Genomic DNA, 6034 nt, shown 5'->3' with positions numbered 1-6034 from the left:
CAAGGAGCTCAGTATGTCGCAAAGGAAACAGTGAAGTGGTTAACGAATAGAGGTGTCACAGTGAGTATGTCTAGAAAAGGCAACTGCTGGGATAACGCGTGCTCAGAAAGCTTTTTCGCGCAGTATAAAAAGGAGTGGATAAAGAATTTAAATGAACTGAGTCGTAGTGAAATGACAACACAAACGTATTTTTATATTGAAAAATACTACAACTCAGTAAGAAGGCATGGCACCCTAGGGTATAAAAGTCCCATGCAGTACGAACAAGTTAATTAAACCCTGTGTCTACTTTATCGGGGTCAGATCAGACGGCTGACGGCTGACGGCTGACGGCTGACGGCTGACGGCTGACGGCTGACGGCTGACGGCTGACGGCTGACGGCTGACGGCTGACGGCTGACGGCTAATCATTACAACAAAAAACCGCCGTATTTTTCAATACGGCGGCTTCTATTTTGCAAAACTAAAAGACGTTTTTAGTCTTTAGCTGCACGGCTCGCACGCTTACGCTCACTTTCAGTTAAGTGACGCTTACGAATACGGATGTTCTCAGGTGTTACTTCCACTAACTCGTCATCATCGATGAACTCAATCGCTTGTTCAAGCGTGTAGTTTAGTGGTGGAACAAGCGTTTGTGCTTCATCTGTACCCGATGCACGAACGTTTGTAAGTTGCTTACCTTTAAGCGCGTTTACAGTTAGGTCGTTGTCACGGCTGTGGATACCGATAACCATACCTTCGTAAACTTCAACACCGTGACCGATGAATAACTTACCACGGTCTTGTAAGTTGAATAATGCGTTAGTAAGTGCTTTACCAGTTGCGTTTGCAATCATTACACCATTCTTACGAGCACCGATAGTACCGCCTTTATGTGGACCGTAGTGATCGAATGTGTGGTAAAGAAGACCAGAACCAGACGTTAATGTCATGAATTCAGTTTGGAAACCAATTAAGCCACGGCTTGGGATCATAAAGTCCATACGTACACGGCCTTTACCATCTGGAGACATGTCTGTTAGTTCACCCTTACGAAGACCAATTTGTTCCATGATAGAACCTTGGTGCTCTTCTTGACAGTCGATTGTAAGTGTTTCGTATGGCTCTTCTTTTTGGCCATCAACTTCACGAAGGATTACTTGTGGACGAGATACCGCAAGCTCGTAACCTTCACGACGCATGTTCTCGATTAAGATACCTAAGTGTAACTCACCACGACCAGAAACACGGAAGCTATCTGGGTTGTCAGTTTCTTCAACACGTAATGCAACGTTGTGAACAAGCTCAGCTTGTAAACGCTCAAGAATGTTACGTGACGTTACGAATTTACCTTCTTTACCAGCAAATGGTGATGTGTTTACAGAGAACGTCATTGTTACTGTAGGCTCATCAACGCTTAGTGGTGGTAATGCTTCAACGGTATTTACATCACAGATAGTGTCTGAGATTTTCAGCTCACCAAGACCAGTGATTGCAATGATGTCACCTGCGCCTGCAGATTCTGCTTCATGACGCTCAAGGCCTAAGTAACTCATTACTTGGCCAACTTTACCGTTACGCTTAGTACCGTCTGCGCTTACAACAGTCACCTGTTGGTTAGGACGAACAGTACCACGCTTGATACGACCTACACCGATAACACCGATGTATGAGTTGTAGTCAAGCTGAGAAATTTGCATTTGGAAAGCACCTTCAGGATCTGCATCCGGTGGAGATACTTCGTCAACGATCATCTGGAACATTGGTTCCATGTTATCTGATGGCTCGTCTAAATCCATTGTTGCCCAGCCGTTGATAGCTGATGCATAGATTACTTTAAAGTCTAACTGTTCGTCAGTTGCACCTAGGTTATCGAATAAATCGAAAACTTGGTCCATAACCCAGTCAGGACGTGCACCAGGTTTGTCGATTTTGTTGATAACAACAATCGGCGTTAAACCTTGTGCGAATGCTTTTTGCGTTACGAAACGCGTTTGCGGCATTGGACCTTCTTGAGCATCAACAAGTAGTAATACTGAGTCAGCCATCGAAAGTACGCGTTCTACTTCACCACCGAAGTCGGCGTGTCCTGGGGTGTCTACGATATTGATATGGTAGTCGTTCCAAGAGATAGCTGTGTTCTTAGCTAAAATGGTAATACCACGTTCTTTCTCAATGTCGTTTGAGTCCATTACGCGCTCTTCGTTACCGCCGCGCGTTTCTAATGTGCCTGATTGCTCAAGCAGTTTATCAACCAAAGTTGTTTTACCGTGGTCAACGTGGGCGATAATCGCTATATTTCTTAACTTTTCGATGCTCATATTTTTTCTCAGAGAAATTGAATCTCATTGATCCTGCAAGATCTACGCAGTCACCTGCGTTTTCACCAGATGTCCCAGCATAGGATTTAAAAGGGCGCATATTATCCCTTAATAATGGCATGGATGAAAGTTTATCCAATATAAATTTATAAACTTTCTTCAGGCTTTTTATAAGTATCTGTTTTATAAATGACAAATTTATGAAAATTAAAGTGAATCTGAGCTCAAAACTGGCGAAATTTTAGTTTTTGAACCATATTTTGGCACTAAATCGTGTTCATGACCGAAAAATTGGCACGCTCAATAATTGTGCAAAACAAGGTCGCACTTTTTACGCACCAGAATGATCTTTTTACGCACCAACTTAGTGCAACAAAAGTTAACAAAACGAAGCCCTGTTCACTTTTTACAAGCCTAAACAAGGTGTTAAAAACATGGCACGAAACCAGCTTATATAAGCGAAAAGCAATAATGCAGCAAAAATAAAACCCAACAATTGGAGGACACATGTCACAATCGGTTTTAGATTTTATCAAAGAAAATGACGTTAAGTTCATTGATTTACGCTTTACTGATACCAAAGGTAAAGAACAGCATGTTTCTATTCCTCATCATCAAATTGATGAAGATTTCTTCGAAGACGGCAAAATGTTTGACGGCTCTTCAATTGCTGGCTGGAAAGGTATCAACGAATCAGACATGGTACTTATGCCTGTTCCTGAGTCTGCTAAAATGGACCCGTTTTCTGAAGAAGCTACACTAATCGTACGTTGTGACGTCGTTGAGCCTTCAACACTTCAAGGTTACGAGCGTGATCCACGTTCTGTTGCAAAACGCGCTGAAGAGTACATGCGCTCTACTGGTATTGCTGACACTGTATTATTCGGTCCAGAGCCAGAATTCTTCCTTTTTGATGACGTTAAATACAAATCAGACATGTCTGGTTCTATGTACAAAATCGATTCTGTAGAAGCAGCTTGGAACTCAGATAAAGATTATGAAGGCGGCAACATGGGTCACCGTCCAGGTGTTAAAGGCGGTTACTTCCCGTGTTCACCTGTTGATTCATCACATGACTGGCGTTCAGCAACTTGTTTAGTTCTTGAAGAACTAGGTCAAGTAGTAGAAGCTCACCACCACGAAGTAGCAACTGCAGGTCAAAATGAGATCGCAACTCGCTTCAATACAATGGTATTAAAAGCTGACGAAATCCAAGAGATGAAATATGTTATCCATAACATGGCTCACTTATACGGAAAAACAGCGACATTCATGCCTAAACCAATCGTAGGTGATAACGGTTCTGGTATGCACTGTCACCAATCTCTAGGTAAAGATGGCGTAAACATCTTCGCTGGTGACAAATACGCAGGTCTTTCTGAAGAAGCACTTTACTACATCGGTGGTATCATCAAGCACGCTAAAGCAATCAACGCATTCGCTAACGCGTCAACGAACTCATACAAGCGTTTAGTACCAGGCTTCGAAGCTCCTGTAATGCTTGCATACTCTGCACGTAACCGTTCTGCTTCAATCCGTATCCCTGTGGTACCGTCTGCAAAAGCACGTCGTATCGAAGTACGTTTCCCTGATCCAACTGCGAACCCATACTTAGCATTCTCTGCAATGCTTATGGCTGGCCTAGACGGTATCAAGAACAAGATCCACCCTGGCGATGCAATGGACAAAGACTTATACGATCTACCTGCTGAAGAAGCAGCTGAGATCCCACAAGTTGCATCTTCTTTACAAGAAGCACTTGCATCATTAGACGCAGACCGTGAGTTCTTAACTCAAGGTGGCGTATTCACTGATGACCTAATCGATGCATACATCGCGCTTAAGAGCCAAGAAGTTGAAAAACTTAACATGACAACTCACCCAGTTGAGTTCGAAATGTACTACAGCGTGTAATACACGCTGTATCAGAATTATCTAAAAGATAATAAATGTGTGTTCTCAAGCCCGCTCTGCGGGCTTTTTTAATGGTAATTGAGCGGGTTCTACTCTACAGTTTTAGTTAAGTAAAAAAATGCAGGGTCGCAGGGTGAAAAGCACAACCTTATTGGTATTATCGTTATTATTTGCAAGCTTTTTTGGTTATACAGCAGCACAAAAAGTCTATTCTTGGAAAGATGAGAATGGTGTATTAGTATTTTCTGATACTCCTCGCCCCGGTGCTACTGAGGTCAAGTTAAATACCCAAAACCTTACAATGCCTGCAGCTGATACCAGTATTCTTGATACTGCTCCAAGTGCAGTCCCTGTTAACTTTAAAGTGTCAATTGCAGCCCCCGCAAATGAAGAAACTGTGAGAGAAAATACAGGTTCTGTTTATGTTACTACACGAATCAGCCCCCGTTTTGAAACTGGTTTCAAAGTTCAATTACTCGTTGATGGTTCACCTCATGGCGCACCAAGTAATAGCACGACCTTTGCTCTAAGAGAGGTCTTTCGAGGCGAACACACATTACAAGCGAAACTTTTTGATGCAAATAATAAACTCGTTTCAGTTAGCCCAGTCAGCACTTTTTTCATGCACAGAACTTCAATTAATAACGGAAATTAGAATTTTCGACATGATGTCTCGCAAAGCAAAAAGAGTATGCTAAGCTGCACTAAATTGAAACGCACTAAAATGGTGCAACCATGCTCAGAGATCTACATTTTAATTCTCAATTACTCGACAGTATTTGGAAAAATTTAAGTACTGCTGTTATTTTACTCGATCATGATTTTAAACTGGTTTACGCAAACGATAGCGCCAGTGAGCTTTTAGGTTTAGGCCCAAAACGTATCATCAACCAACCGTTCGACAACCTATTTAACTACCACTCGATAGATTTAAAACGTATTGCTCAGTATTCGTTGTTTGACGGTGTCGATTGCCACCAACATAGAGCTGACGTGGTGTTCGTCGATTCTCGCCATGCCAAGTTAACTATTAGCACACGCCGAATAAGTAGCAACGATGAAAATTATATCCTGTTCGAATGCCGCCAAATGGATGATGAAATTCGCCATGACCAAGCTTCGAATCAAATGCATCAATATCAAGCTGCCCGTAACCTTATTCGTGGTTTAGCACATGAAATTAAAAATCCTTTAGGTGGAATTCGCGGAGCGGCGCAATTATTGCAGTATGAGGTTGATCAGCAAGAACGTGATCAATGTGCCGAATTAATCATTGAACAAGCAGACCGTTTACGCGAGCTTGTCGACCGTTTACTTGGTCCGAATCAACTGCCACACAAATCCCATGGCAATATTCACCAAGCGTTAGAGTCGGTGATTAAACTGAGCATGTTAGACAACAATGCCAATATCACTTTAGTGAAAGACTATGATCCAAGTATACCGAGTGTATACATAGATCAGAGTAAAATTCAGCAAGTGGTACTGAACATTATTCGTAATGCACAACAGGCACTTGTTGATGGTGGCGAGATAAGGATAAAAACTCGCATCAATCATCAACACAGGCGCCCGGGTAAGGCACCGAAAAAAACCTTGCTGATCCAAATTTCGGATAACGGCCCAGGTATAGACAAGAGCTTACGTGAAACCTTGTTCTACCCAATGATCACCAACAAAGAAAATGGATCAGGGCTTGGTTTATCGATAGCGCAAACCTTGGTTGACCAACATGACGGCCACATTGATTGTGACAGTTGGCCAGGCCATACAGAATTTAATATCTATTTGCCTTTTACGGATTAATGGTTTTTTGGAGT

At 42.3% G+C, this 6034-nt stretch carries 5 protein-coding genes; 4 read left to right on the top strand and 1 reads right to left on the bottom strand.

Going from position 1 to position 6034, the window contains the following annotated elements:
- Positions 1 to 276 (top strand): integrase core domain-containing protein (locus IMPJCBKJ_RS04040; protein ID WP_166338917.1); only part of this gene is annotated, 276 nt, incomplete at its 5' end.
- A 200-nt stretch (positions 277 to 476) separates the two neighbouring features.
- Here IMPJCBKJ_RS04040 and typA read toward each other — a convergent pair.
- Positions 477 to 2300, bottom strand: coding sequence for a translational GTPase TypA (gene typA, locus IMPJCBKJ_RS04035; RefSeq protein ID WP_054552393.1), 1824 nt, complete (start codon positions 2298 to 2300; stop codon positions 477 to 479).
- Between the two features lie 507 nt (positions 2301 to 2807).
- On the opposite strand from typA, the gene glnA reads away from it, so the two are divergent.
- From glnA to glnL, 3 genes are all read left to right on the top strand, one after another.
- A complete protein-coding gene (glnA, locus tag IMPJCBKJ_RS04030; RefSeq protein WP_054552391.1) occupies positions 2808 to 4214 on the top strand; it encodes a glutamate--ammonia ligase in 1407 nt (468 codons plus the stop codon).
- Positions 4215 to 4347: 133 nt separating this feature from the next.
- Positions 4348 to 4869 carry a DUF4124 domain-containing protein gene (locus tag IMPJCBKJ_RS04025; RefSeq protein ID WP_235372566.1) on the top strand — a complete coding sequence of 174 codons (522 nt, stop codon included), beginning with the start codon at positions 4348 to 4350 and terminating at the stop codon, positions 4867 to 4869.
- A gap of 80 nt (positions 4870 to 4949) precedes the next feature.
- Positions 4950 to 6020: a nitrogen regulation protein NR(II) gene (gene glnL / locus IMPJCBKJ_RS04020; protein ID WP_054552389.1), complete on the top strand. Its 1071-nt coding sequence runs from the start codon at positions 4950 to 4952 to the stop codon at positions 6018 to 6020.
- Positions 6021 to 6034 lie beyond the last annotated feature (14 nt).

Origin of the sequence: Pseudoalteromonas sp. MB47 (assembly GCF_011319765.1) — a bacterium.
Taxonomy (GTDB): Bacteria; Pseudomonadota; Gammaproteobacteria; order Enterobacterales; family Alteromonadaceae; genus Pseudoalteromonas; species Pseudoalteromonas simplex.
The sequence above is the reverse complement of the archived record's forward strand: the minus strand, read 5'-3'. Positions and strand labels throughout refer to the sequence as shown.